The sequence below is a fragment of the Mesorhizobium sp. WSM2240 genome (assembly GCF_040438645.1).
Taxonomy (GTDB): domain Bacteria; phylum Pseudomonadota; class Alphaproteobacteria; order Rhizobiales; family Rhizobiaceae; genus Allomesorhizobium.
The window spans coordinates 1,610,815-1,634,092 of sequence record NZ_CP159253.1; the positions used below are offsets into that span (position 1 = coordinate 1,610,815).

Annotated in this window: 20 protein-coding genes; 9 read left to right on the top strand and 11 right to left on the bottom strand. The window is 63.8% G+C overall.

Annotated elements, in window-relative coordinates; translation table 11 throughout:
- Positions 1-24 precede the first annotated feature (24 nt).
- Positions 25-465 (top strand): acid-shock protein, encoded by a 441-nt coding sequence (locus tag ABVK50_RS07685; protein ID WP_353642121.1) that lies wholly within the window; start codon positions 25-27, stop codon positions 463-465.
- Between the two features lie 45 nt (positions 466-510).
- Here ABVK50_RS07685 and ABVK50_RS07690 read toward each other — a convergent pair whose 3' ends face one another.
- Positions 511-2,832 carry an ATP-binding protein gene (locus ABVK50_RS07690; RefSeq protein ID WP_353642120.1) on the bottom strand — a complete coding sequence of 774 codons (2,322 nt, stop codon included), beginning with the start codon at positions 2,830-2,832 and terminating at the stop codon, positions 511-513.
- A 314-nt stretch (positions 2,833-3,146) separates the two neighbouring features.
- A complete protein-coding gene (pepN, locus tag ABVK50_RS07695) occupies positions 3,147-5,792 on the bottom strand; it encodes an aminopeptidase N (protein WP_353642119.1) in 2,646 nt (881 codons plus the stop codon).
- Positions 5,793-5,948: 156 nt separating this feature from the next.
- Between pepN and ABVK50_RS07700 the strand changes: the two genes are divergently transcribed.
- Positions 5,949-8,258: a xanthine dehydrogenase family protein molybdopterin-binding subunit gene (locus ABVK50_RS07700; protein ID WP_353642118.1), complete on the top strand. Its 2,310-nt coding sequence runs from the start codon at positions 5,949-5,951 to the stop codon at positions 8,256-8,258.
- Positions 8,225-9,202, top strand: a complete 978-nt coding sequence (locus ABVK50_RS07705; protein WP_353642117.1) for a DMT family transporter — start codon at positions 8,225-8,227, stop codon at positions 9,200-9,202. The genes ABVK50_RS07700 and ABVK50_RS07705 overlap by 34 nt, the downstream gene beginning before the upstream one ends.
- Before the next feature lie 66 nt (positions 9,203-9,268).
- Here ABVK50_RS07705 and ABVK50_RS07710 read toward each other — a convergent pair whose 3' ends face one another.
- The gene (locus ABVK50_RS07710) at positions 9,269-10,084 is read right to left on the bottom strand and encodes a helix-turn-helix transcriptional regulator (protein WP_353642116.1); all 816 of its coding nucleotides are present in this window, start codon (positions 10,082-10,084) and stop codon (positions 9,269-9,271) included.
- Positions 10,085-10,217: 133 nt separating this feature from the next.
- Here ABVK50_RS07710 and ABVK50_RS07715 point away from each other — a divergent pair, with 133 nt between their 5' ends.
- Entirely contained in the window at positions 10,218-10,616 is a 399-nt protein-coding gene (locus ABVK50_RS07715) for a hypothetical protein (protein ID WP_353642115.1), read from the top strand.
- 2 nt (positions 10,617-10,618) lie between these two features.
- Here ABVK50_RS07715 and ABVK50_RS07720 read toward each other — a convergent pair whose 3' ends face one another.
- Complete coding sequence (locus ABVK50_RS07720) at positions 10,619-11,521, bottom strand: uracil-DNA glycosylase (protein ID WP_353642114.1); 903 nt, start codon at positions 11,519-11,521, stop codon at positions 10,619-10,621.
- A 36-nt stretch (positions 11,522-11,557) separates the two neighbouring features.
- Positions 11,558-12,091 (bottom strand): hypothetical protein, encoded by a 534-nt coding sequence (locus ABVK50_RS07725; RefSeq protein WP_353645988.1) that lies wholly within the window; start codon positions 12,089-12,091, stop codon positions 11,558-11,560.
- Between the two features lie 392 nt (positions 12,092-12,483).
- Here ABVK50_RS07725 and ABVK50_RS07730 point away from each other — a divergent pair, with 392 nt between their 5' ends.
- Together ABVK50_RS07730 and ABVK50_RS07735 are read left to right on the top strand one after the other, a co-directional pair.
- A complete protein-coding gene (locus tag ABVK50_RS07730) occupies positions 12,484-14,199 on the top strand; it encodes an electron transfer flavoprotein-ubiquinone oxidoreductase (RefSeq protein ID WP_353642113.1) in 1,716 nt (571 codons plus the stop codon).
- Between the two features lie 97 nt (positions 14,200-14,296).
- Entirely contained in the window at positions 14,297-14,878 is a 582-nt protein-coding gene (locus tag ABVK50_RS07735; RefSeq protein WP_353642112.1) for a DUF922 domain-containing protein, read from the top strand.
- 8 nt (positions 14,879-14,886) lie between these two features.
- Here ABVK50_RS07735 and ABVK50_RS07740 read toward each other — a convergent pair whose 3' ends face one another.
- The 3 genes from ABVK50_RS07740 to ABVK50_RS07750 form a co-directional block, all read right to left on the bottom strand.
- Positions 14,887-15,918: an endonuclease/exonuclease/phosphatase family protein gene (locus tag ABVK50_RS07740; RefSeq protein WP_353642111.1), complete on the bottom strand. Its 1,032-nt coding sequence runs from the start codon at positions 15,916-15,918 to the stop codon at positions 14,887-14,889.
- Between the two features lie 55 nt (positions 15,919-15,973).
- Entirely contained in the window at positions 15,974-17,476 is a 1,503-nt protein-coding gene (locus ABVK50_RS07745) for an AMP nucleosidase (protein ID WP_353642110.1), read from the bottom strand.
- A gap of 76 nt (positions 17,477-17,552) precedes the next feature.
- On the bottom strand, positions 17,553-17,747 hold the full coding sequence (locus ABVK50_RS07750; RefSeq protein WP_353642109.1) for a hypothetical protein: 195 nt from the start codon (positions 17,745-17,747) through the stop codon (positions 17,553-17,555).
- A 121-nt stretch (positions 17,748-17,868) separates the two neighbouring features.
- On the opposite strand from ABVK50_RS07750, the gene ABVK50_RS07755 reads away from it, so the two are divergent.
- The gene (locus ABVK50_RS07755) at positions 17,869-18,003 is read left to right on the top strand and encodes a hypothetical protein (RefSeq protein ID WP_353646070.1); all 135 of its coding nucleotides are present in this window, start codon (positions 17,869-17,871) and stop codon (positions 18,001-18,003) included.
- A 358-nt stretch (positions 18,004-18,361) separates the two neighbouring features.
- Here the strand turns inward: ABVK50_RS07755 and ABVK50_RS07760 are convergent, their stop codons facing one another.
- Positions 18,362-18,703: a DUF2147 domain-containing protein gene (locus ABVK50_RS07760; protein WP_353642108.1), complete on the bottom strand. Its 342-nt coding sequence runs from the start codon at positions 18,701-18,703 to the stop codon at positions 18,362-18,364.
- A gap of 428 nt (positions 18,704-19,131) precedes the next feature.
- On the opposite strand from ABVK50_RS07760, the gene ABVK50_RS07765 reads away from it, so the two are divergent.
- Together ABVK50_RS07765 and ABVK50_RS07770 are read left to right on the top strand one after the other, a co-directional pair.
- Positions 19,132-19,398 carry a sel1 repeat family protein gene (locus ABVK50_RS07765; protein WP_008839559.1) on the top strand — a complete coding sequence of 89 codons (267 nt, stop codon included), beginning with the start codon at positions 19,132-19,134 and terminating at the stop codon, positions 19,396-19,398.
- 291 nt (positions 19,399-19,689) lie between these two features.
- Positions 19,690-20,355 (top strand): peroxiredoxin, encoded by a 666-nt coding sequence (locus tag ABVK50_RS07770; protein WP_353642107.1) that lies wholly within the window; start codon positions 19,690-19,692, stop codon positions 20,353-20,355.
- A 23-nt stretch (positions 20,356-20,378) separates the two neighbouring features.
- On the opposite strand, the gene ABVK50_RS07775 is transcribed toward ABVK50_RS07770, so the two are convergent.
- Positions 20,379-22,349 carry an acetyl/propionyl/methylcrotonyl-CoA carboxylase subunit alpha gene (locus ABVK50_RS07775; protein WP_353642106.1) on the bottom strand — a complete coding sequence of 657 codons (1,971 nt, stop codon included), beginning with the start codon at positions 22,347-22,349 and terminating at the stop codon, positions 20,379-20,381.
- Positions 22,350-22,452: 103 nt separating this feature from the next.
- Positions 22,453-23,220, bottom strand: coding sequence for a VOC family protein (locus ABVK50_RS07780; RefSeq protein WP_353642105.1), 768 nt, complete (start codon positions 23,218-23,220; stop codon positions 22,453-22,455).
- Between the last annotated feature and the right edge of the window lie 58 nt (positions 23,221-23,278).

The following is a 23,278-nucleotide window of genomic DNA, read 5'->3' on the forward strand; positions in this document are numbered from 1 at the left end:
GTGACGATGCAACAGGAGAAGACCATGAAGAAATCGACCAAGCTCGCAATCGCATTCCTCGCGCTCGCCGGAACCGCAAGCACCGCAATGGCCGCGGACAATGATGGAAGGCGCGGCGACATGCGCGGGATGCGCTTCGAGCGGACCGATGCCGACAAGAGCGGCGATATCACCTTCGAGGAGTTCTCGGCGGCGATGAAGACCCGCATGGGCACGGCGGATGCCGATGGCGACGGCAAGATGACGGTGGCCGAGATCGCCTCCGCCATTGAGCGCATGCGGGCTGAACGCCGCGCGCAGCGCATCGTCGACCGGTTCGACACGGATGGCGACGGCATGCTGACCGCGGCCGAGATCGAGTCGCGCCAGAAGAAGATGTTCGCGCTGATGGACCGCAATGACGACGGCAAGGTGGTCAAGGGGGAGATGCCGCAGCGCAAGCACGTCCGCAGAGGACGCCACTAGTCCAGAAGTCGGCGGGCAAAATCCGCCGGCTTTTGCTTACTCCGGTCAGGCGGCGGCTTTGGTCGCCGCCATTCCCTTGCGGATCGGAATGCGCACCGAGACGATGGTGCCGACGCCTTCGGTCGAGCGTATTTTCAGCGCGCCGCCATGCAGCTCGGCGAGCGACTTGGAAATCGCCAGGCCGAGGCCGGAGCCTGTGTGGCTCTTGGAAAACTGGTTCTCCACCTGCTCGAACGGCCGTCCGAACTTGCTCAGCGCGTCCTTGGGAATGCCGCAGCCGGTATCCTCGATCGTCAGCATCAGAGCGCCCGAGACGTTGCGCGCCCGGACCGAGATATGGCCGCCCTGGCCGGTGAACTTCACCGCGTTCGACAGGAGGTTGATGACGATCTGCTTGATCGCGCGCCGGTCGGCAACGATCGTCATCGATTCGGCGATCTGCGTCTCCACCATGATGGACTTTTCCGCAGCCTGCAGCGACACGACGCGCACGGTCTCTCGTATCAGAGGACAGAGATCGATCTCCTCGCGCTCCATCGAGAATTGCCCTGCCTCGATTTTGGACATGTCGAGTATGTCGTTGATGACGCCAAGCAGATATTTGCCGCTGCCGGCGATGTCGCTGGCATATTCTTCGTAGCGGTCCGAGCCGAGCGGCCCGAACAGGCCGGATTCCATCAGCTCCGAGAAGCCGATGATGGCGTTGAGCGGCGTGCGCAACTCGTGGGACATGTTGGCCAGGAACTCGGACTTGGCGCGATTGGCGGCTTCGGCGCGCTCTGTCTCGCGCATATATTTGCGGTTGAGCTCGACCATCTCGCGCGCCCGCTCTTCCTCGGCCCGCCGGGCAAGGCTCAGATCGTGAATGGTCGCCATCAGCCGTCGTTCGCTGTCGACCAGCTTTTCCTGATGCTGCTTGATGAGCGTGATGTCGGAGCCGACCGACACCGTGCCGCCGTCGCGCGTCTTCAATTCGTTGACCTGCAGCCAGCGCCCGTCGGCCAGCTGCCGCTCATAGGTCGCGCCGCTCGGGCCGTTGGCGTTGGCCAGCCGACGCTCGGACGCGAAGGCCACCATCCGCTCTTCCAGAGCCTGCCGGGAAATGCCCGGCATGACATCGCGATCCGACAGGCCGTTATCCTGCTGATATTTGCTGTTGCACATGACCAGGCGCTGCTGCGAATCCCATAGGACGAAGGATTCGTTGATGTTCTCGATAGCCGTTCTGAGCCGCATGTCGGCGGCTTCGGACCGCAGCGCCAGATGCCGCTGTTCGGTCACGTCGACGGCGATACCGATCAGCTGGATTTCCGGCGCTTGCGGATCGATCACCTGCGCCCGCGCGCGCACCCACACCCAGCGACCGTCGGCGTGGCGCATACGGAACACCTGGTCGATATGGTCGATTTCGCGGGCTACAATGCGGTTTGCGAGCTCGAACAAGTCGCCGTCGTCTTCGTGGATGATCTCGTGGACCTCGCCGAAGGACAGCATGGTGTCGCAAGGCTTGTAGCCGAGCATGTCGTACATGGAGCGCGACCAGTACATCTTGCCGCGCACCATGTCCCAGTCCCACAGGCCGCAGCGCCCACGCACAAGTGCAAGGTCGATGCGCTGATGGGCCTCGAGATAGATGCGGTCGGCAGCCTGGGCGCGTGCTGCTTGCGTGAAATAGGCGTAGAGGATGATGATCAGCACGCCTGCGGTCAGAACGAACAGCGTGACGTTGAGCGACACCGTCTTGCGCCACTCGGCAAACACCGCGTCGCGCTGGATCAGCACCGCGGCGGCGCCCTTGCGGTCGGCGGTGAGATTGAGGGCTGCGTACCAGTCGCGGCCGTCGATGCGAACTTCCATGATCCCGGCGCGCTCGCCGAACATGAAAAGCGGCTGTCCGCCGATCATGATAGCGTCCAGCATTTCGCCTTCCCACCCGGTCGATTCAGGGGTCACGGCGGTGATCCGGAACGCCTCGTCGGTCAGCGCCAGCACGTGCCGGCTGCCCATCGAGCCATGTTGAACGGTACGTTCGAGCAGATTGCGGCTCGCCGCCTGATCGAGTTCGCCGCCCGCTGACGCCACCATCATGGAATTGACGAGTTCACCGGCGGCGAGATTGAGGACGGCCTTTGCGTTGCGCTCGATCTCATCCTGCAGCGCCATCAGCGAAAGAAAACGCGCGCCCGCCACGACGAGCAGGAAGATGACGATCAGGACAGGGATGGACCGACGCAACAGAGGCTCCGCGGCGAGAAGCCGCCTGTAAGCTGGTTCGGCGATGATGCGGGCATTGCCGGCGAGGGTGTTGCCCTTGCGCCGGACAAAATCAGTGCCGCCGGGCGCGCCCCACGCGTCCGTCTTCGCCATCGACAGGCTCCCCAAGACTTTTTTCGTTGACGATCCGGCAACGCCGCACATCCGAATCTGCCCTAAAGAATCAGAGGTGATTCGGCTTGTCCAGTGGCGTGTGCAAAAGAATTGTTGTGCGTCTTTCGAGGCCCGCTTCGCTCGCACCTCAGGATGAGGGAGCTGGGTGCCGCTCCCCTGAGTTCTGAAGCGCTGGTACACCTGATTCAGCATTACTGGACGCGCTTCTAAGGTGCCACGAAGCAAGCCCAATCGCCCTCATACTGAGGTGCGAGGCGAAGCCGAGCCTCGAAGGACCAACTCGCATTCCGACCTCAGGCCAGCGTGCGCTCGACGATATCGCGCAGATCGGCCGATAGGTTCGGCGTCGATGAAATCGCCAGCAGCGCCTCGCGCGCCTTTGCCTGGCGCACCGGTTCGAGCGAGCGCCAAGACCTCAGCGCCGTCGCCAGGCGCGCGGCGACCTGCGGATTGCGCTTCTCGACGGCCAGTACGGTCTCGACGAACAGCTGGTATCCTGCGCCGTCAGGACGGTGGAAGCCGGTCTGGTTGGCGCTGACGAAAGTGCCGACCAGCGAGCGCACGCGGTTGGGATTGGTTATCGAGAAGCCCGGATGCTTCATCAGCGCTCGCACCGCGTCAACCGCGCTGGGTCCCGGCGTCGCCGCCTGGATCTGGAACCATTTGTCCATGACCAGAGGATCGGCTCGGTATTTGCGTTCGAACGCCGCAAGCGCCTCGCGGGCTTCCGTCGAGCCGGCGTGACGGTGCGCCAGCGCGGTGAGCGCCGCTGCACGGTCTGTCATGTTGGTTGCGCCGGTGAAATGAGCCGAGGCCAGAGGGGCTCCGCCTTCGAGGGCCGAGAGATAGTCCAGCAGCGCGTTGCGAAGCGCCCGCCGGCCCGCGCTCGCCGCATCCGGGCTGAACGGACCCTTGCCGTCGAGTTGCCGGTAGAGCGCCGAGAACCGGTCGCAATTGACTTTGGCGACCATGGCCGTCAGGGCTTCGCGCCCGGCAAAGACAGCGTCGGGATCGATATTGGCGCTGATCTCGCGCGCAATATCGGCTTCGCCCGGCAGGGTCAGCGCCAGCGCGCGGAAAGCGTGCTCCAAGGCCTCATCGCAGGCGATCGTGCCGGCGAGTTCGGCCAGGCCACCCGAGAATTCGGGCTCCTTGCCGCCGAGCCTGCTGCGGAACGCCGCGATGAGCGCTTCGCTGAGCAGCGTATTGAAGGCCTGCCAGCGGGAGAATGCGTCGCTGTCATGCCGCGCCAGAAAGAACTGGTCCTCCGGACGCTGCTCGACGGAGAGCGTGATCGGAGCGGAAAAACCGCGGTTCAGCGAGACAGCGGGCCGCTCCGAGACACCCGAGAAGCGGACGACATGGCGACGCTTGCGGATGTGGATGACGCCGTTCTCGACGCTCGCGCCTTCCGCGCCTCTATACGCCATGTCCTTGCCGTCAGGCCCGACGAGCCCGAAGGCAAGCGGGATGTGCATCAGGCGCTTGCGGCTCTCGGAGGGGGTAGGCGGCACCGACTGCTCGATCTCCAGCGTGAATTCCGCGGAAGCCGGATTGTGCGAAGTGGTGACGGTGAGATTGGGAGTGCCGGCCTGATGATACCAGAGGGCGAACTGTGAGAGGTCGCGGTCCGAGACGTCCTCGAACACTCTCAGGAAGTCCTCGATCGTCGCGGCCTCGCCGTCATGGCGCTCGAAATAGAGGTCCATGCCCTTGCGGAAAAGTTTTGGGCCGAGAATGGTGCGGATCATGCGCACGACCTCGGAGCCCTTCTCGTAAACCGTGGCCGTGTAGAAATTGTTGATCTCGCGATAGCGGCGCGGGCGGACCGGGTGGGCGAGGGGCCCCTGGTCTTCGGGAAACTGGTGCGCTCTGAGCGTCCGCACCTCGGCGATGCGCTTGACGGCGCGCGAACGCTGGTCAGCAGAGAACTCATGGTCGCGGTAAACCGTCAGCCCTTCCTTCAGGCAAAGCTGGAACCAGTCGCGGCAAGTGATTCTGTTTCCTGTCCAATTGTGGAAATACTCATGAGCGATGATCGCCTCGATATTGGCGAAATCGGCGTCGGTGGCTGTCTCCTCGTCGGCCAGGACATATTTGTCATTGAAGACATTGAGGCCCTTGTTTTCCATGGCCCCCATGTTGAAATCCGAAACCGCGACGATGTTGAAGACGTCGAGATCGTATTCCAGCCCGAACACTTCCTCATCCCAGCGCATCGACCGTTTGAGCGCGTCCATCGCGTAGGCTGCGAGCCGCTCCTTGCCATGCTCGACATAGATGCCGAGTTCCACATCGCGCCCCGACGCGGTGACGAAGCTGTCGCCGACGACGCCCAGATTTCCGGCCACCAGCGCGAACAGATAAGACGGTTTCGGGAAGGGGTCGCGCCAGACGGCGAAGTGACGGCCATCGCCGAGATCGCCGGATTCGGCGAGGTTGCCGTTGGAAAGGAGCAGCGGCGCTTCCTCGCGCCCGGCCTCGATGCGCACGGTATAGACCGAGAGGATGTCCGGCCGGTCGAGGAAATAGGTGATGCGGCGGAATCCTTCCGCCTCGCACTGCGTGCAATAGACGCGGTTGGAGCGGTAGAGCCCCATCAGCGCCTGATTCTTCGACGGCGCGATCTCGGTTTCGATGGTGAGCTTGAACCGCGGCTCGGGCGGCGGGCTCGATATGATCAGTTTGTCCGGCGTCGCCCCAAATTCCGAAGGAGCCAAGGAGCGGCCATCGATGGCGACGCGCTTCAGCTCAAGGCCGTCGCCGTCCAGCACCAGCGCCGTGCCCCTGTCAACGCCGGCGCGGCGTTCGATGGTAAGTTCGGCGATGACGATGGTCTGGTCGGGCGAAAGCCTGAACGTCAGGTTGGTTTGAGGGATCAAATAGTCGCTGGGGCGGTAGTCCTCGAGCCGGAAAACCTGGCCGGTGTCTGTGCGCATTACGGTACTTTCCTGTCGAATTCCGGCAGTTCGAGGGCCAGCATGTTGGTCCAATAAAATCGAGGTGGTGCTCTTTACACGAAACGCTCCCTCGACAAAACTGCGACCGAGCTTATTTCGGGCTGGCATTTTTCCAACAATCCTTGTGGGGCCTTCATGACCGTCGTCACGCCGAAATTCGGGATGGGCGCTTCCGTCCTGCGTCTGGAGGACCAGGCCTTCATCACCGGCCAGGGCCGCTACACCGACGATATTGCGCCGGCCGGCCTGCTGCACGGCTACGTCCTTCGCTCGCCGGTCGCCAAGGGAGCGTTCACGATCAGCTCTGTCGAGCAGGCGAAGGCTGCGCCGGGCGTGCACCTGGTGCTGACGGGTGAGGATATCGCGCATCTCGGCGCTTTGCGTTCGGGCGCTATGCAGAAACAGCCGGACGGCAGCCGCGCTCCGACCCGCGACATTCCGATCCTGTGCCGCGACCGGGTGAACTATGTCGGGGACGCGGTCGCCTTCGTGGTCGCCGACAGTCGCGCGCTGGCGCAGGATGCGGCCGAACTCATCGAAATCGACTATGAAAGCGAGGAGGCTGCAAGCGCGACGGCGGCCGCACTCGACCCCGAAACGCCGCTGGTGTGGCCGGAGCTCGGTACCAACCGGGCATTCACCTATCATTTCGGCGACCGCGCCAAGGCCGAAGCGGCCTTTGCCCGGGCGGCAACCGTTACCCGCATAGAATTCGTTAACAACCGGCTCGTCTGCAACTACATGGAGGCGCGCTCGGCGATCGGCGAGTGGAAAGCGGACGAAGACCGCTTCGTGCTGACCACCGGCTCGCAAGGCGTGCATTCGATGCAGAGTGTCATCGCCAAGCAGGTGCTGAAGATCGCGCCGGAAAAGCTGCGCGTCATCACCCCCGACGTCGGCGGCGGCTTCGGCCCCAAGACCTTCGTCTATCGCGAATATCCGCTGGTACTGGAGGCGGCGAGGCGGCTCGGCCGCCCGGTCAAATGGGCTGGCGACAGGACCGAGCACTTCCTCACCGATGCGCAAGGGCGCGACAATATCGTCACCGCCGAAATGGCGATGGACGCTGATGGCCGCTTCCTGGCGCTGCGTGTCGACCTCGTCGCCAATATGGGCGCTTATGTTTCCCAATACGGCCCGTTCATCCCCTATGTCGGCGCGACCATGTCGACCGGCGTCTACGACATTCAGGCGCTGGATGTCTCGATCGCCGGCGTCTACACCAACACTTGCCCCGTTGACGCGTATCGAGGAGCGGGCAGGCCGGAGGCGGCTTTCCTGCTGGAAAAGCTGGTCGATGCCTGCGCGCGCGACCTCGGCATCGGCCCCGATGAAGTCCGGCGCCGCAATTTCATCAGGCCCGAACAGTTTCCCTACCGCACGCAGACCGACCGGCTCTACGATGTCGGCGAGTTTGAAGGGCACATGCGGCTGGCGATGGAGCGGGCCGGCTGGAAAGACTTCGACAATCGGCTCGCGGCGTCCAAAGCAGCGGGAAAAATCCGCGGCATCGGCATGGCTACCTATATCGAGGCATGCGCCTTCGCGGGCTCGGAGCCGGCGCATGTCGAACTCAACGGCGACGGCACGGTGACGCTGTTGATCGGCACCCAGACCAATGGGCAGGGCCACGCCACCGCCTACGCCCAGTTCATTGCCGAAAAGCTCAATATCGACATTTCGAAGGTGAAGATGCACCAGGGCGACACCGACCGGCTCGCCACGGGCGGCGGCACCGGCGGCTCGCGCTCGATCCCGCTGGGTGGCGTCTCGGCTGCGCGCGCGGGCGAGGATCTGGCGGAAAAAATCCGCAGGATCGCCGCCGACGAACTCGAGGCGTCCGCGGCCGACATCGAATTGGTCGACGGCATGGCCCGTATCGTCGGAACCGACAGCGCGATCGGCTTCGCGGATGTGGCCAAGGCTGCCAAGCAGCCCGAGGACCTGACGGGATTCGGTGAGTTCGTGCAGGACGAAGCGACCTACCCGAACGGGACGCATATCTGCGAGGTCGAGATCGACCCTGACACCGGGCAGACGGAAATCGTCGGCTATACCATCGTCGATGATTTCGGCGCGACGGTGAATCCGATCCTGCTCGCCGGCCAGGTGCATGGCGGCGTCGTCCAGGGGCTCGGCCAGGCGCTGAGCGAAGACACTGTCTATTCCGAGGACGGGCAACTCCTGACCGCGAGCTTTATGGACTACGCGATGCCGCGCGCCGACAATTTTCCGTTCTTCCATTTCGAGACGCGCAACGTGCCCTCCACCACCAACGCGCTCGGCATAAAGGGAGCCGGCGAGGCCGGGACCATCGGCGCGGCCCCCGCCGCCATCAATGCGGTGACGGACGCGCTCTACCGCGCCTATGGCATCGGCCATATCGACATGCCGGCGACGCCCCACCGGATATGGTCGGCCATACAGGGCGCGGCGGAGAAGTGACGTCCGGTTCGTCACGGCGCAGCAGTCCGCTTATCGGCATCGCCTTCAAAGTCGCCTCCGTGGCCATCTTCGTGGCGATGTCGGCTCTGATCAAGGCCGCGGGCCAGTTGCCTGCCGGCCAGATAGTCTTCTTCCGCTCATTCTTCGCGATGCTGCCGATCCTGGTGTTCCTTGCCTGGCGCGGCGATCTGTGGACGGCATTCCACACCACGCGGCCCCTGAGCCATGTCGCCCGCGGCGTCGTCGGCGTTACCGCCATGGGGCTAAGCTTCTTTGCACTGACGCGCTTGCCGCTGCCCGAGGCGATCACGCTGAACTACGCCCAGCCGCTGCTGGTGGTCGTCATGGGCGCAATCTTCCTCGGCGAGATTGTACGCGCCTATCGCTGGAGCGCGGTGGTGGTCGGGCTGATCGGCGTCTGCATCGTTTCCTGGCCGCAGCTGACGCTGTTCCGCGCCGGCCCGGCGATCGCTGACCAGCAAATGCTGGGTGTCGCTGCCGCACTTGCCGGTGCGGCCGTGTCGGCGGGCGCCATGCTTTTGGTGCGCAGCCTCGTCCACACGGAAAAAACTGGCACGATCGTGCTGTGGTTTTCGCTGACAGCAAGCGTCATTTCGCTTTTGACCTTGCCATTCGGCTGGGCGGCGCTTTCTCTGACCCAGACGGCATTGCTGGTGTCGGCCGGGATCAGCGGCGGCATCGCGCAGTTGCTGATGACCGAAGCCTACCGGCACGCCGATGTGTCGACCGTCGCGCCGTTCGAATACACCTCGATGATCCTCGGTATTGCGGTCGGCTATTTCGCCTTCGGCGATATTCCGACCATACACATGCTTGTCGGCGGCGCGATCGTTGTGGGCGCCGGCATCTTCATCATCTGGCGCGAACACCAACTGGGCCTGCCGCGCGGCGCAGCGCGCAAGATCACCCCGCCGCAGGGCTGAGGAGTGATCGGCGAAGCCGAGAAAACGATTTGGCTTTCGGCGACGAATGACGGGAGGCAGGACCGCCTAGCTCGCCGCAAGACTGCGCAACGCCGCCCCGGTCTCCTCGTCCGCCGGGAAAAAGGATTCGATCGCCAATTCCGACAGCGTCACGTCGAGCGGCGTCCCGAAAACGGTTATCGTGCTGATGAAGGACAGGGTAGCGCCGCCTTGCCTGATGCGCAGCGGGTGCGCGATCGCCATCGGGTCCGGTTGCGGCGGGCGGCCGGTCCGCGGCGCGCCGGGATAGGACAGCAACTCCCTTTCGAGTTCGGCCAGCACCGGGTCGGCCACGGCGTCGTTCTGGCGCTTCAGCCGTTCGATCAGATGCGCCCGCCATTCGTTGAGGTTGAGAATGCGCGGCGCAAGCCCGCCCGGATGCAGGCTGAGCCGCAGCACGTTGACGGGCGGCTGAAGCAGCGACTCTTCCGCAATGCCTTCCAGGAACGGCCCTATCGACGCGTTGCCGGCAATGAGGTTCCAGTGGCGATCGACGGCGATGGCCGGATAGGGTTCGTGCCCCTTGAGCACCAAATTGACAGCCTTCATGGCCGGCGCAAGTGAGGGATCTTCGAGGGGCCGCTCATTAAAGCTCGGCGCATAGCCGGCGGCAAGCAGCAGCTGGTTGCGCTGGCGGAGCGGAACCGCCAGTTGCTCGGCCAAGTGCAGCACCATTTCGCGCGAGGGCGCGGCGCGTCCGCTTTCGACGAAGCTCAGATGCCGCTGTGAGATCTCGGCTTCCGAAGCAAGGTCGAGTTGGCTCATGCGGCGGCGGGTGCGCCATTCGCGCAGCATGGTGCCGAAAGACGGAACGGGTGAGGCGGCTGAGGCTGTGGTTGTCATGGCGGTGAGATTAGCTCGAGGCGATATGCATTCCTATTACCTGTAGCGTAATCGCCAGGGCGCTCCGAACCCGGCAATCTCGATCCATGGCCGCAACGAACGGCCGGGACACGAGACCAACAGGAGTTCTGCCATGACCGTCACCATGACCCCCTTCCTCCGCAACATTCTCGCGGCAGACGCAGCCGTCAGCGGCGCGGCCGCGATCCTGATGGTTGTCGGCGCGCCCTATCTGTCGCCGCTGCTCGGCCTGCCGTCGGGGCTGCTGTTCTGGGCGGGGATCGTGCTGGTGCCGTTTGTGGCGCTGCTTATTGGCACTCTTCGTCGCCAGTCCGTGCCGCGGCTGATCCTGATCGACATCATAGGGATAAATGCGCTCTGGGCGACGGCAAGCTTCGGCCTGCTGTTCAGCGGCCTTGTCACGCCCAATGTGCTCGGCATCGCCTTCGTGGCGGCGCAGGCGCTGGCGGTTGCGGTCCTGGCCGAACTCCAGTTCGTCGGCATGCGCCGCGCGAGCGCGGCGGCGGCCTGACTCTAGCCTAACTGCTTCAGCTTCGCCTTCACTTCGAGGAAGTCCCGCCACGCAAGCTTCTTGTGGGCGGGATTTCTCAGGAGATAGGCCGGATGCAGGGTCGGCATGGTCGGGATCGCAACGCCCGAAGCCGTCACATGCGAGCGCCAGTTGCCGCGCAGGCGCAGGATGCCGTCGACGGTATTGAGCAGGAGCTTCGCCGACGGCCCGCCCAGCGTGATCAGCAGCTTGGGTCCGGCGAGCTCGATCTGCCGCTCGATGAATGGGCGGCAGATTTCCGTTTCATGCGGCGTCGGCGTGCGGTTGCCGGGCGGCCGCCACGGAATGACGTTGGCGATATAGACCGAATTGCGGTCAAGTCCGATCGCAGCCAGCATTCGGTCGAGCAATTGGCCGGAGCGGCCGACGAACGGAAGGCCCTCGACATCCTCGTCGCGCCCCGGCGCCTCGCCGACCAGCATGACCGCCGCATCCGGATTGCCGTCGGCAAAGACCGTGTTCTTCGCGGTGAATTTGAGGTTGCAGCCCTCGAACCGCGCCATGTGCTCACGCAACTCGTCGAGCGTCGACGATTGCGCGGCAAGTTCCCGCGCCAGCGCCGCCTGCGCGCCGTCGGGCACGGCGGCTTTGGGCGGCAATGGCTGCGCCTGCCCCTCATCCGCCCCACGGGCACCTTCTCCCCGTGAAAAACGGGGAGAAGGGAGAGCCGGCGGCGCTGACGTCTCCCTCTCCCCGTCCTTCACGGGGAGAGGGTAAGGGTGAGGGGCAATTTGTACAGCGGTCGGCGGGCGCTCCTCGAACCTGTTCACCGGCTCCTCGACCAGCGCCTCGTATGCGCCGGCTTCGGCGTAGAAGGCGAGCAGGTCGCGAAGATCCGGGGGCTGGTTTCGGGCGGCCGAGGTCATGGCGGCACATTCCTCTGCGGGCGGTGCGATTGCAAGTCACGTGGTCGGGATGCGCGGATCCTGCACCAGATAAAATTGCCGTTTGGGTGTGAAGTCGGTGATCAGGAAGCCGAATGCGCCCGTTCTCTGCGGGTCGACCTTGCCGTTGCGAAACAACAGCCTGTCGTACGGTTCGAAATCGCGGCTGAATTCCGCGAAACTGTCCGACGAGATGTTGGATTTGTCCGAGGTCCTCTGGTCGAAGGACAGGCCGTCGCCGAAGACGCTGGCCTGCCCGAGCAGTTCCTGCAGCTCGAACTCGAACTCCACCCAGGCCAGCCCGCTATTGTTCAGAAGCTCGACGCGCATGTACAGGATGCCGTTGGCGTAGAAATCAGGGGATTCGAACGGCCGGATCGGGCGCGTCGTGCGGATTACCAGCGTTACCGGCGTCGCCGACAGCAGTTCCTGGGAGACTACGATCGGGTCCGCCTTGGTTCCCATGCCGCTGACGCCGGTTATGTGGAAGCCACCGAGTTCATCGGAGAACGAATAGGCGCCGGCGAGCCAAAGCCCGTCATCTCCCACCATTTGGGCTCGGGCTTCGGCCGAGGCAAGCAGGAAAAGCAGGGCGATGCTTCCAAGCAAGTGCGATACGCCCCCGCGTCCAGGACGCAGGCATTGCAGAATGCATCGGAAGACCCTCGCGCACCGCATGCGTGAAGTATGAATGAAAATTCAGCCCGCGAACACATCTATTCGGTTGAATTGCCCTATGCTGCTGCAGAATTGACGTTTACGTGAACGTTAGTTATGCCCTGGAAGTTGGTGCAGGCATGCGCCGAAACTGTGACAAGTGCGCCCGTTTCGCGTCGCTTTCGGATAGGCTATTGAGCGCCATTGCCAGCAAGATGCCTGGGTCGCGACGGGAAGCCTGGAACAGCGGGTGCGCGGCTGGGGAAGCAGCCAGTGCGGAGGTATTGATGAGCGAGATCGAACGCGAGAGCATGGAATTCGACGTGGTCATCGTCGGCGCAGGGCCGGCCGGCCTCGCCGCTGCGATCCGCCTCAAGCAGGTCAACCCCGAGCTTTCGGTCGTGGTGCTGGAAAAGGGCGCGGAGGTTGGCGCGCACATCCTTTCCGGCGCGGTGGTCGATCCCATCGGCATAGACCGCCTGCTGCCCGGCTGGCGCGACGAGGAAGGCCACCCGTTCAAGACGCCGGTCACCGACGACCAATTCCTGGTGCTTGGCAAGTCTGCTTCCGTCCGCCTTCCGAATTTCGCCATGCCGCCGCTGATGAACAATCACGGCAATTACATCGTCTCGCTAGGCAATGTCTGCCGCTGGCTGGCCGGCCGTGCCGAGGCGCTGGGCGTCGAGATCTATCCAGGCTTCGCCGCCGCCGACCTGATCTACAATGATGCGGGCGCCGTCACCGGCGTCGTCACCGGCGACATGGGCGTTGAGCGCGACGGCACGCACGGCCCGGGTTTTGCGCCCGGCATGGCGCTGCTCGGCAAATATGTGCTTATCGGCGAGGGTGCGCGGGGCTCGCTGGCCAAGCAGCTGATCTCGAAATACGGACTCGACGAAGGCCGCCAGCCCGGAAAATACGGCATCGGCCTCAAGGAACTCTGGCAGGTCAAGCCGGAGAATCACAAGCCTGGCCTCGTCCAGCACACTTTCGGCTGGCCGCTCGACCTGAAGACCGGCGGCGGGTCGTTCCTCTACCACCTCGAGGATAACCAGGTCGCGGTCGGCTTCGTCGTACACCTGAACTACAAAAACCCCTATCTCGCCCCGTTCGAGGAATTCCAGCGCTTCAAGACCCACCCCGCCATCCGCAAGACGTTTGAGGGTGGCAAGCGCATCTCCTACGGCGCGCGCGCCATCACCGAAGGCGGCTGGCAGTCGGTGCCGAAATTGTCGTTCCCAGGCGGCGCGCTGATCGGCTGCTCGGCCGGCATGGTCAACGTACCGCGCATCAAAGGTTCGCACAATGCGGTGCTGTCCGGCATGCTGGCGGCCGAACACGCCGCGGCCGCGATCGCCGCCGGGCGGGCGAATGACGAGCTCGAAGCTTACGAAAACGCATGGCGCGCCACCGATATCGGCAAGGACCTGAAGAAGGTCCGCAACGTCAAGCCGCTCTGGTCGCGCTTCGGCACGGTCGCCGGCGTCGCGCTCGGCGGTTTCGACATGTGGACGAACACGCTGTTCGGCTTTTCGCTGTTCGGCACGATGAAGCACGGCAAGCCGGACCACGCTTCACTGGAACCCGCCGAGAAGCACAAGCGGATCGACTATCCCAAGCCCGACGGCGTGCTGACCTTCGACAGGCTGTCGTCGGTGTTCCTGTCCAACACCAACCACGAGGAGAACCAGCCGGTCCACCTCCAGGTCAAGGACATGGAGTTGCAGAAGCGCTCCGAATACGCAGTGTTTTCCGGCCCGTCGACCCGCTATTGCCCGGCAGCGGTCTACGAATGGGTCGACGCCGACGGCAATGCGCTGGCCGGCGGTCCGGGCGCAGCAGAAAAGGGCGGCGAGGTCTCGCACACCAACCCGGAAGCGCGCTTCGTTATCAACGCGCAGAACTGCGTCCACTGCAAGACCTGCGACATCAAGGATCCCAACCAGAACATCAATTGGGTGCCGCCGCAGGGCGGCGAGGGGCCGGTTTATCCGAATATGTGATCTACCCCCGATTGCAGATCGCCTGAGGGTGCCCGCGCCGAACGATTGAAAAGGCCCCGGCAATGTGGTGTGGTTTTGCTTCTGTGGGAGCAAGCGCATGCGGGGGATCTGCATTGCTTTGGTGGCCTGCCTAGCCGCGAGCCCGGCGCTCTGCGGGGTCAAAATCTCGGTCAAAACGGAAACCTATTCCATAGTCGGCAACACCGGCGAGGCGTTGCTCGACGCTATGGATCTCAGGGGGCCTCGCTACGGCCTGCTCGCCCGCGCCATGGCGCAGACCCGCTACAAAGTCGAATGGGACGACGACTGGCTAAGGTCCGGCAGCAAGTGCCGCCTGAAATCCGCGGATGCGACCCTGTCCATCGTTTATCGTTATCCGGCGCTTGCCCGGCCGGCATCGCGGAAGCTGGAGCGGCGCTGGAAGGCCTTCATGGCCGGCGTGCGCCAGCACGAGGAGATGCATGGGCGGCTGGCGCGCCAGATGGTTCTTGCGGCCCACAAATCGGTGTCGAGGCTGGCGAGGAGGGACGACCTGTGCATCAGGTCGAAGCGGCAGTTCGAGCGCATCATCGACGCCGTCTACGCGAAATACGAAGCCCGGCAGGCCCGGTTCGACGAAGTCGAGCATGGCGAGGGCGGCAATGTCGACCGGCTGCTGGATATGCTGACGCGCGAGTAGTTCGCCGTTCAGCCTTTCTCGGACGTCTTGCGATCGAGAAAGACGGTTACGGGGTCGGGCGTGGCACGCTCGGCCGGCTTGATCGAGAATTCCACGAGCACAGGCCGGTGGTCAGAGCCTGAATCCTCCAGCGTGCGCACGGAATTCACTTGCACGTCGCCCTTGGAGAAAATCTGGTCGATCGGCAGCCCGAAGGAGCGGAACCAATCGGGCAGGCGGCGCGACAGCCATGTAGCCCCCGGCGAAGGCGTCAGCGTCAGTCCGCCGGCCTGTGCGACGCGCGACACGGCGGCGCTCCACGGCGTCGCGTTCATGTCGCCGGCAAGCAGCGCCGTATCGCCGAGCCTGGCCAGGTGCGGCGCGACTTTGTCGATCTGCCAGGACTGCTCGTAAGGCCATGGCCAGCCGAGATGCAGCGTCGCTACTTCCACCGGCCGCCCGCCGAAATCGACTGCGGCGACAGCGAAGGCTCCGCGCTCGTCGCATTCGGGCATGGTGTTCGCCGCGAAGGGCCGCCGCGAAAGAATCGCGACCTGCCAATATCGGCCGGGGCGCGAACAGACAATGCGATGCGGGAAGGCGGCTGAGAGCAGATCGAGTTTTTCCGCCCACATCATCGACACTTCGTTCAGCGTAATCACGTCGGGCTGGACACGGCCGATCAGCGACAGGATTCTTCCCGGCTCGGGATTGTCGAAACGCACATTCATGTGCAGCAGGCGATAGACGGCCCGTTGATCCTTTGCAGGCAGGGCTGCGTGCACCTGTCCGAGCCAGGGCAGGGACATCGATGCGGACGTGGTGGCGACTGCGGCCGCCGCGAAAGTAAGCGCCACCGCCCCTTCCTTCACCAGCGAGCATGCGAGCAGCAAGACCGCGCAGCCTGCCATCATCGCCGCCAGATGGATGCGGAAATGCGAGAAGGAATCGAAGGCCGGATGCACCTTCCCGAAGAAGCCGGCGATCAGCGGCAGCGAGAGCGCCGCTGCCGCGGCCAAGGCAAGCAGCGATATCATGGTTCGCAAATTCGTCCGGTTCATCCGCGGCTCTTATCGGCAGAAATGCGGCCCATTCATGATGGCCGCGGCCTGCAAATTACTGGAAAGCGGTTTCCGAAAAGCTGCGAAGTTTGCGCGAATGCAGCCGGTCCATCGGCATCTCGGCCAGCTTCTCGACGGCGCGGATGCCGATGGTGAGGTGCTGGGCAACCTGGCGCTTATAGAACTCCGACGCCATGCCGGGCAGCTTCAGTTCGCCATGCAGCGGCTTGTCGGAAACGCAGAGCAGCGTTCCGTAGGGCACGCGGAAGCGGAAGCCGTTAGCCGCGATCGTCGCCGATTCCATGTCGAGCGCGATCGCGCGCGACTGCGACAGGCGTTGCACCGGCCCGCGCTGCTCGCGCAATTCCCAGTTGCGGTTGTCGATTGTGGCCACGGTCCCGGTGCGCATGATGCGCTTCAGGTCATAGCCTGACAGGCCGGTGACTTCGGCGACCGCCTCCTGCAGCGCCACCTGGATTTCGGCGAGCGGCGGTATCGGCACCCACACCGGCAAATCGGCGTCCAGCACATGGTCCTCGCGCACATAGGCATGCGCCAGCACGTAATCGCCGAGCGCCTGCGTGTTGCGCAGGCCGGCGCAATGGCCAAGCATCAGCCAGGCGTGCGGCCGCAGCACGGCGACGTGGTCGGTGATGGTCTTGGCGTTGGACGGGCCGACGCCGATATTGATCATGGTAATGCCGCCATGACCGGGCTTCTTCAGATGATAGGTCGGCATTTGCGGCATGCGGGACGGGGTGGCGCCCCCGGTCGGATGGGTCTCGCCGGCAAGGGTTACGACATTGCCTGGCTCGACGAATTCCGAATAGCCTTGGCCGCCCTTGGCCATCAGCTCGCGCGCATAGACGCAGAACTCGTCGATATAGAACTGGTAATTGGTGAACAGCACGAAGTTCTGAAAATGCTGCGGGCTGGTCGCGGTATAGTGGGTCAGGCGGTGCAGCGAATAATCGATGCGCTGTGCCGTGAACGGCGCAAGCGGCCGCGGCTCGCCGGGGACGGCTTCGAACGTGCCGTTGGCGATCAGATCGTCAGTGCCGTCGAGATCCGGCACATCGAACAAATCGCGGATCGGCCGTTTGATACGCTCGGCGATCGAACCATCGACATGGGTGCCCTCGAGGAAAGCGAAATGGACCGGAATCGGCGTCTCCGATTCCGACACCACCACCGGCACGCCGTGATTGCGCATGATCAGGCCGAGCTGCTCGACGAGATAGGGCTCGAACAGGTCCGGCCGGGTGATGGTGGTCGTGTAGTGACCGGGCGAGGGCATATGGCCGTAGGCCTGCCGCGAATCGACCTGGGAATAGGACGACGTGGTGACGCCGACTTCAGGATAGTAGGCACGGTACTTGCAGTTGGTATCGCCGCCATTGCCGAGTGCTACGAATGAATCGCGCAGGAAAGCGGTGTTGCGCCGGTAGAGCGCATCGAGCGCTGCGACCGCTTCGCGCGGGTCGGTGAAGCTCTGCCGCGCGAACGGCTCCGGCGAGGCGATTGTCTGTATCGGTTCGGGATAGATTCTCTTTTCCATGACCCATTATAGAGACTTGGAATGAGGCGCGGGAGGGGTATGGACCGCGAAAGCTGGTCGCAGCGCAATTTTTACCCTAGCCCCTCTGCAGGCTCATGAGGATCACGAAGCCGGCGCCCTTCTTCTTCATCTTCGGCGCGTCGATCGTAGTGCCGATTTCGCCGCGCGCCATCGGGACGGCAAGCACCGGCGCTGCGAGCAGCAGCGTGATGAACGCCGCCCGCGGCAGGAGCCGAAGCGTCTTGAGTGTCTGGGCGGCGAAGCGGTTCATTGTCATAAATTCCAGAAGTGCAGTTCAGTTATTTGCGTTGGGGCGGAGCGCAACGAAAACCATCATCGAAGACGCAGGGTACGGCCATGCCGATCTCCCACGAACGGGCGGGACGGCTTGAATGCGCCACGAGCATCGAAAACAGCATGCCGAACAGGGTCATGAGCAGGCAGACTATCGTGAACCGGCGGGCGAGCATGTGGGCGTCTCCTTCGATGGAACGCAGATTGCGTTATCGCGGCTGAACCGGCTCTGATGCCTGCGTTCATCTGACGTTCAACATTGTTGAGAAGCGCTCGGCCGGCTGCGGCTGCCGGATACCATCGACCCGGAAGGGCCACGCATGGCCATCCGATCTCGGGGACATACTCACGGTATCTGATGGCGAAAGTTCGACAGACTGTGCGGCGGATGAACGCATCGCCTTGCGAGGATGATAACCCCTGCGTCGATCAAGGCGACAATTATGCGCTGGCCCAGAACTGGCTGGCGTAGCTCCGCCCAGAAGGCGCTGGTGGTCGGCCAGCCCGCCGAGCGCCAGCAAGCTGGAACGAAGAAGCCCCGCGAGGTTCCTTTCGCGGGGCTTTGATTGATTCCCTGCTGAGGCGGGCCGCCTAAAGCTTGGTCCAGGTCTGGTTCCTGCAGATCAGGCCGCCAAGCACACAACCGCTCATCTTCATCGAGCTTCCGCTGATCGAGGCCTTGCCCTTGTACGTCTTGTCGGTGGCCGGATCGGTGATCTGGCCCGAATAGCTGCCGCCGCTGGCGGAGAGCTTGCCGATCTGCTTGCCGGCATGCTTGCCGGTCTTCAGCGTGATGCAGAAGCCGCCGCCGCAAGCGCCGATCGCCGCCGTCTCGCCGCTCTGCGTCTTCCAGTTTCCTTCAATCGGGTCTGCATAGGTGGCCCCCGCCAAAAGCATAGTGGTGACCAAGGCCATGCTCAGTCTGCGAAACATCTCGTGTCCTCCCTTGGGTGATCGACGGGCGCTTCTCCTCAGCCCGCTGTACCTTACGCAAACGTAAAGCTAGTCCAAGCGGGGAAAAAACAAAAGCGGTGCCGCTAGGGAAGAGCCGCTGGTATTTTCAGGCGGCTTTCCCGCCCCCGAAACGCGGATGCGAATATGCGAACGGCTTTCGTGGTGAATGAATTCTTTCGTCCTCCGGGCGAAATTTTCGGCAAATTTCAGCCAAATGCCAAGCAATCCAAGCCTCCATATCCCTAATGAATTCCGAAGTTTACCTCTTGTTTGAACTTTGTTTGCGGCAAATTAAGCACGCCATTTAACGACGGATTCAAGGCTGCGCGGCATTGTCCAAAGCATCGGAAGAGCAGGCCGGGACGGCAAAAAGGCAGCTCTCAGGAACAGCACAGGGACTTGGTCAAATGGCACGTTTTGAAATGTTTGAGGCAGGTTTCGGCGCCATGGGCGCAACCGCCCAGGCCGACATTCTTTTCGAGCTCGGCATGATGTATGCGACCGGCCGCGACTGCGAGGTCGACATCGTCACCGCCCACAAATGGTTCAATATCGCGGCGATAAAAGGCTCGGACCGGGCCGCGGAATTGCGCTCCGAGCTTTCGGCGACGATGTCGAAGCAGGAAATCGCACGGGCGCTGCGCGAAGCCCGCGAATGGATGACGATGCACTGAGCATCCAACAGTTTCGGGCTGAAGCCGCGAAGACGGATCGGCCTCAATTTTGAAGAACGCGGCAGCTTGGAGGCGGGCCAGCCGCGCGAAAGTCAGGACGGGGAAGGGCAGCGGGTTCGGGGTGTGGGACGCTTCCGGGAATCATGCTGGACAGGAAAACGCCGCGACCGGTGGGAACAACCGGCGCGGTGTTTCCTTTTTCGCCGGCCTGTCGCAATATTCCGGCTTCGGCTCCTCGCCGCCATTTGACGCGCCGAGGCGCGACACGAGATCAACCGGGAGGATACTAAAATGGGCCTTCGCATCAACGATACCGCCCCCGATTTCAGCGCCGACACGACGGAAGGTCCTATCACCTTCCATGAGTGGATCGGCGACGGCTATGCCGTGCTTTTCTCGCATCCGAAGGATTTTACACCCGTCTGCACCACCGAACTCGGCTACATGGCCGGGCTGAAGGACGAGTTCGCGCGCCGGAACGCCAAGATGATCGGCATTTCGGTCGATCCGGTGGACAACCACCACAAATGGAAGGCCGACATCGAAAAACTGTCGGGCAACAAAGTCGACTATCCGATGATCGGCGACCCGACGCTGTCCATCGCCAAGCTCTACGACATGCTGCCGGCGGGCGCCGGCGACACGTCGGAAGGCAGGACGCCGGCCGACAATGCGACGGTGCGCTCAGTTTTTCTGATCGGTCCCGACAAGAAGATCAAGCTGATGCTCACCTATCCAATGACAACCGGCCGCAACTTCGACGAGATATTGCGGGCGCTGGATTCGATCCAGTTGACCGCGAAGCATGCAGTGGCGACGCCGGCCCAGTGGAAGCCGGGCGAGGACGTCATCATCACGGCAGCCGTCTCCGACGAGGACGCGACGAAGCGTTTCGGCACTTTCGACCGCGTGCTGCCCTATCTGCGCAGGACGAAGCAGCCGGCGCTCGATTCCTGAGGAGCGGATGCGGAGGAGGCCGGCTAAACGGCCTCCTCGAACCGCACCAGCACCGTTCCGTCGGTGACCTGCGCGCCTTCCGCCGCGATCTCGGCAATGACGCCGTCATGCGGGGCGGCTACCGTGTGCTCCATCTTCATGGCTTCGAGGATGAGCAGCGGCTGGCCCTTCCTGACCGTCTCGCCGCTGGCGGCCTTCACCACCTTCACCAGCCCCGGCATCGGCGCGCGCATCGAGGCGACGCCGGCTTCGGCGTCGGCGGCTTTCGCGAACGGGTCTTGTACGGCGAATGTATAGGACGCCGCGCCTTCGAAGATTGTGACATGGCCCGGCCAGCGCGCGATGCGCAACGAGTGATTCTGCCCCTCATCCTCGTTGTTCACGGCGAGGGAGTGAGGGACATTGCCATTCAAAACCACCTCGAACCGGCCGTCCGGCCGTGCCGAGATCCGCGCGACAATCTCCTCCTCACCATGGCGCAGAACCGTTCGCCGCGCGCCGGCGTGGAAATGCGCATAACCGGCGAGCGCGTCCCAGGGGTCGCTCGACGCGCCGGCACTTCCCATGCCCGAAGCGGCGAGGGCGGCCTGCGCAATCGTTTCCGGGCGGGCGGGCGGGCGGGCGGTCAGCGCCTCCTGTTTGCGGGCGATCAGCCCAGTATCTACATCGCCTGCGGCGAAATCTGGGTCGCGGGCAAGGGCGGCCAGAAAGCTCGTATTGGTGATCGATCCGGCGATCTCTGTGCGCTCCAGCACGTCGGCGAGCGCCGTCAAAGCCGTCTCCCGGTCGGGCCCGTGCACGACCAGCTTGGCGATCATCGGATCGTAGAAGGGAGAGACGGCGTCGCCGGCCCGCACGCCGGTCTCGACGCGGAACTTCGCGCCTGCCGCCACATCGGCGAATTTCAGATGGTGCAGCGTGCCGATGGCCGGCAGAAAGCCGCGTGCCGGATCCTCGGCATAGATGCGCGCCTCGAAGGCGTGGCCGTCGAGTTTTATCTCCCTCTGCGCCATCGGCAGCTTTTCGCCTGCCGCGACGCGCAACTGCCATTCGACTAGGTCGACGCCCGTGACCATCTCGGTCACCGGATGCTCGACCTGCAGGCGGGTGTTCATCTCCATGAACCAGAAGCGGTCGGGCCGCAGCCCCTCGGATGCGTCGACGATGAACTCGATCGTGCCGGCGCCGGAATATTTTATCGCCTTCGCCGCCTTCACCGCGGCGTCGGTCATTGCCGCTCGCATCTCGGCCGGCATGCCGGGGGCAGGGGCCTCCTCGATGACCTTCTGGTGGCGGCGCTGCGCCGAGCAGTCGCGCTCGAACAGATGCACCGCATTGCCGAAATTGTCGCCGAACACCTGCACTTCGATGTGGCGCGGTTTGTCGACATATTTTTCCACCAGCACATGCTCGTCGCCGAACGATGCCTTGGCCTCGCGCTTGGCGCCCGACAGCGCCTCGGCAAAATCGTCGGGGCTTTCAACCCGCCGCATGCCCTTGCCGCCGCCGCCGGCCCGCGCCTTGATTAGCACGGGATAGCCGATCTCGCGCGCCTTGGTGGCGAGCAGCACCAGCCCCTGACCGTCCCCATGATAGCCGGGCACCACCGGCACGCCGGCCTTTTCCATCAGGAGCTTGGCCGCATCCTTCAGGCCCATTGCGCGGATCGAGGCGGCCGAGGGGCCGATGAAGACGAGGCCCGCGGCCGTCACCTTGTCGACGAAATCCGGGTTTTCCGACAGAAATCCGTAGCCGGGATGGATCGCCTCAGCGCCGGTCGCCTTGGCGGCCGCGATGATCCTGTCGCCGACGAGATAGCTTTCGCCGACCGGCGAGGGGCCGATATGCACCGCCTCGTCGGCCATGGCGACATGCATCGATTTGGCGTCGGCGTCCGAATAGACGGCGACGGTCCTCACGCCTATCTTGCGCGCGGTGCGGATGACGCGGACTGCGATCTCGCCGCGATTGGCGATCAGTATTTTGGCGAACATCGGGTCTCCATTGGGGACAGTTTACTTTTGCCCCTTGCGCGAATGCGGAGCCGTCGATGCCCTTCCCGGGCGAAAAAGTAAACTGTCCCCGGCGCCAATGCCATCAACCGCGCGAGCCCACCAGCGCGAGCATCGCGCCTTGCGGGTCGGTCGCCTGCAGGACCCAGCCGCCGCCGGGCACCTCCATCGGCCCCATCAGCACCTTGCCGCCATTGCCGGTGACGCGCTGGGCAGCGGCATCGATGTCGCCGACGTTGAAATAGAACAGCCAGAACGGGGCGGGCACATCGGCCGGCTTGTTGAACATGCCGCCGATCGCGTCGCCGCCTGCGCCGGTGGCGAAGAGCTGGTAGGTTCCCATCTCGCCCATGTCCATGGCGTCGGTCTTGGTCCAGCCGAACTGGCCGGCATAGAAGTCGAAGGCGCTTTTCCACTCGGCCGCGTAGAGCTCATGCCAGCCGACATGGCCGGGCGTCATGGGCGGCGCGGGCGGCTGGCCCTCGCCCTGCGGCTTGAACAGGACGAACGTCGCGCCCTGCGGGTCGGCGACGACCGAGAAGCGGCCGACTGCGGGAATGTCGGCGGGCTCGCGATGGACCGCGCCGCCGGCCTTCTTCACGTTTTCGGTCGCGGTGTCGACGTTGTCGACAAGGATATAGCCGGTCCAGGCCGGCCGCGCGCCCATCTTCGCGGCATGTTCCGGAATGGTCATCAGTCCGGCGACTGGCTTGTCGCCGGCCTTCACGATCGTGTAGCGCATCTGGGGGGTGTCGGAGGATTCCGAATCCCAGTCGACCACAGTCTTGTAGAACGCCGTCGCAGCGTCCAGGTCGGTGGTCATCAACTCGTACCAGACGAAATTCGATGGCATATTTTCGCTCCCTGGATTGTTGGTCCGCCGCCCGGCCGCATTCTAGGTGTGGCGGGCA

What these genes read in the sequence shown, in the direction of transcription:
- ABVK50_RS07685 (WP_353642121.1), top strand. Translation starts at nt 25, where the DNA reads ATGAAGAAATCGACCAAGCTCGCAATCGCATTCCTCGCGCTCGCCGGA.
- ABVK50_RS07690 (WP_353642120.1), bottom strand. Translation starts at nt 2,832, where the DNA reads ATGGCGAAGACGGACGCGTGGGGCGCGCCCGGCGGCACTGATTTTGTC.
- pepN (WP_353642119.1), bottom strand. Translation starts at nt 5,792, where the DNA reads ATGCGCACAGACACCGGCCAGGTTTTCCGGCTCGAGGACTACCGCCCC.
- ABVK50_RS07700 (WP_353642118.1), top strand. Translation starts at nt 5,949, where the DNA reads ATGACCGTCGTCACGCCGAAATTCGGGATGGGCGCTTCCGTCCTGCGT.
- ABVK50_RS07705 (WP_353642117.1), top strand. Translation starts at nt 8,225, where the DNA reads ATGGTCGGCCATACAGGGCGCGGCGGAGAAGTGACGTCCGGTTCGTCA.
- ABVK50_RS07710 (WP_353642116.1), bottom strand. Translation starts at nt 10,084, where the DNA reads ATGACAACCACAGCCTCAGCCGCCTCACCCGTTCCGTCTTTCGGCACC.
- ABVK50_RS07715 (WP_353642115.1), top strand. Translation starts at nt 10,218, where the DNA reads ATGACCGTCACCATGACCCCCTTCCTCCGCAACATTCTCGCGGCAGAC.
- ABVK50_RS07720 (WP_353642114.1), bottom strand. Translation starts at nt 11,521, where the DNA reads ATGACCTCGGCCGCCCGAAACCAGCCCCCGGATCTTCGCGACCTGCTC.
- ABVK50_RS07725 (WP_353645988.1), bottom strand. Translation starts at nt 12,091, where the DNA reads ATGGTGGGAGATGACGGGCTTTGGCTCGCCGGCGCCTATTCGTTCTCC.
- ABVK50_RS07730 (WP_353642113.1), top strand. Translation starts at nt 12,484, where the DNA reads ATGAGCGAGATCGAACGCGAGAGCATGGAATTCGACGTGGTCATCGTC.
- ABVK50_RS07735 (WP_353642112.1), top strand. Translation starts at nt 14,297, where the DNA reads ATGCGGGGGATCTGCATTGCTTTGGTGGCCTGCCTAGCCGCGAGCCCG.
- ABVK50_RS07740 (WP_353642111.1), bottom strand. Translation starts at nt 15,918, where the DNA reads ATGAACCGGACGAATTTGCGAACCATGATATCGCTGCTTGCCTTGGCC.
- ABVK50_RS07745 (WP_353642110.1), bottom strand. Translation starts at nt 17,476, where the DNA reads ATGGAAAAGAGAATCTATCCCGAACCGATACAGACAATCGCCTCGCCG.
- ABVK50_RS07750 (WP_353642109.1), bottom strand. Translation starts at nt 17,747, where the DNA reads ATGAACCGCTTCGCCGCCCAGACACTCAAGACGCTTCGGCTCCTGCCG.
- ABVK50_RS07755 (WP_353646070.1), top strand. Translation starts at nt 17,869, where the DNA reads ATGCGCCACGAGCATCGAAAACAGCATGCCGAACAGGGTCATGAGCAG.
- ABVK50_RS07760 (WP_353642108.1), bottom strand. Translation starts at nt 18,703, where the DNA reads ATGTTTCGCAGACTGAGCATGGCCTTGGTCACCACTATGCTTTTGGCG.
- ABVK50_RS07765 (WP_008839559.1), top strand. Translation starts at nt 19,132, where the DNA reads ATGGCACGTTTTGAAATGTTTGAGGCAGGTTTCGGCGCCATGGGCGCA.
- ABVK50_RS07770 (WP_353642107.1), top strand. Translation starts at nt 19,690, where the DNA reads ATGGGCCTTCGCATCAACGATACCGCCCCCGATTTCAGCGCCGACACG.
- ABVK50_RS07775 (WP_353642106.1), bottom strand. Translation starts at nt 22,349, where the DNA reads ATGTTCGCCAAAATACTGATCGCCAATCGCGGCGAGATCGCAGTCCGC.
- ABVK50_RS07780 (WP_353642105.1), bottom strand. Translation starts at nt 23,220, where the DNA reads ATGCCATCGAATTTCGTCTGGTACGAGTTGATGACCACCGACCTGGAC.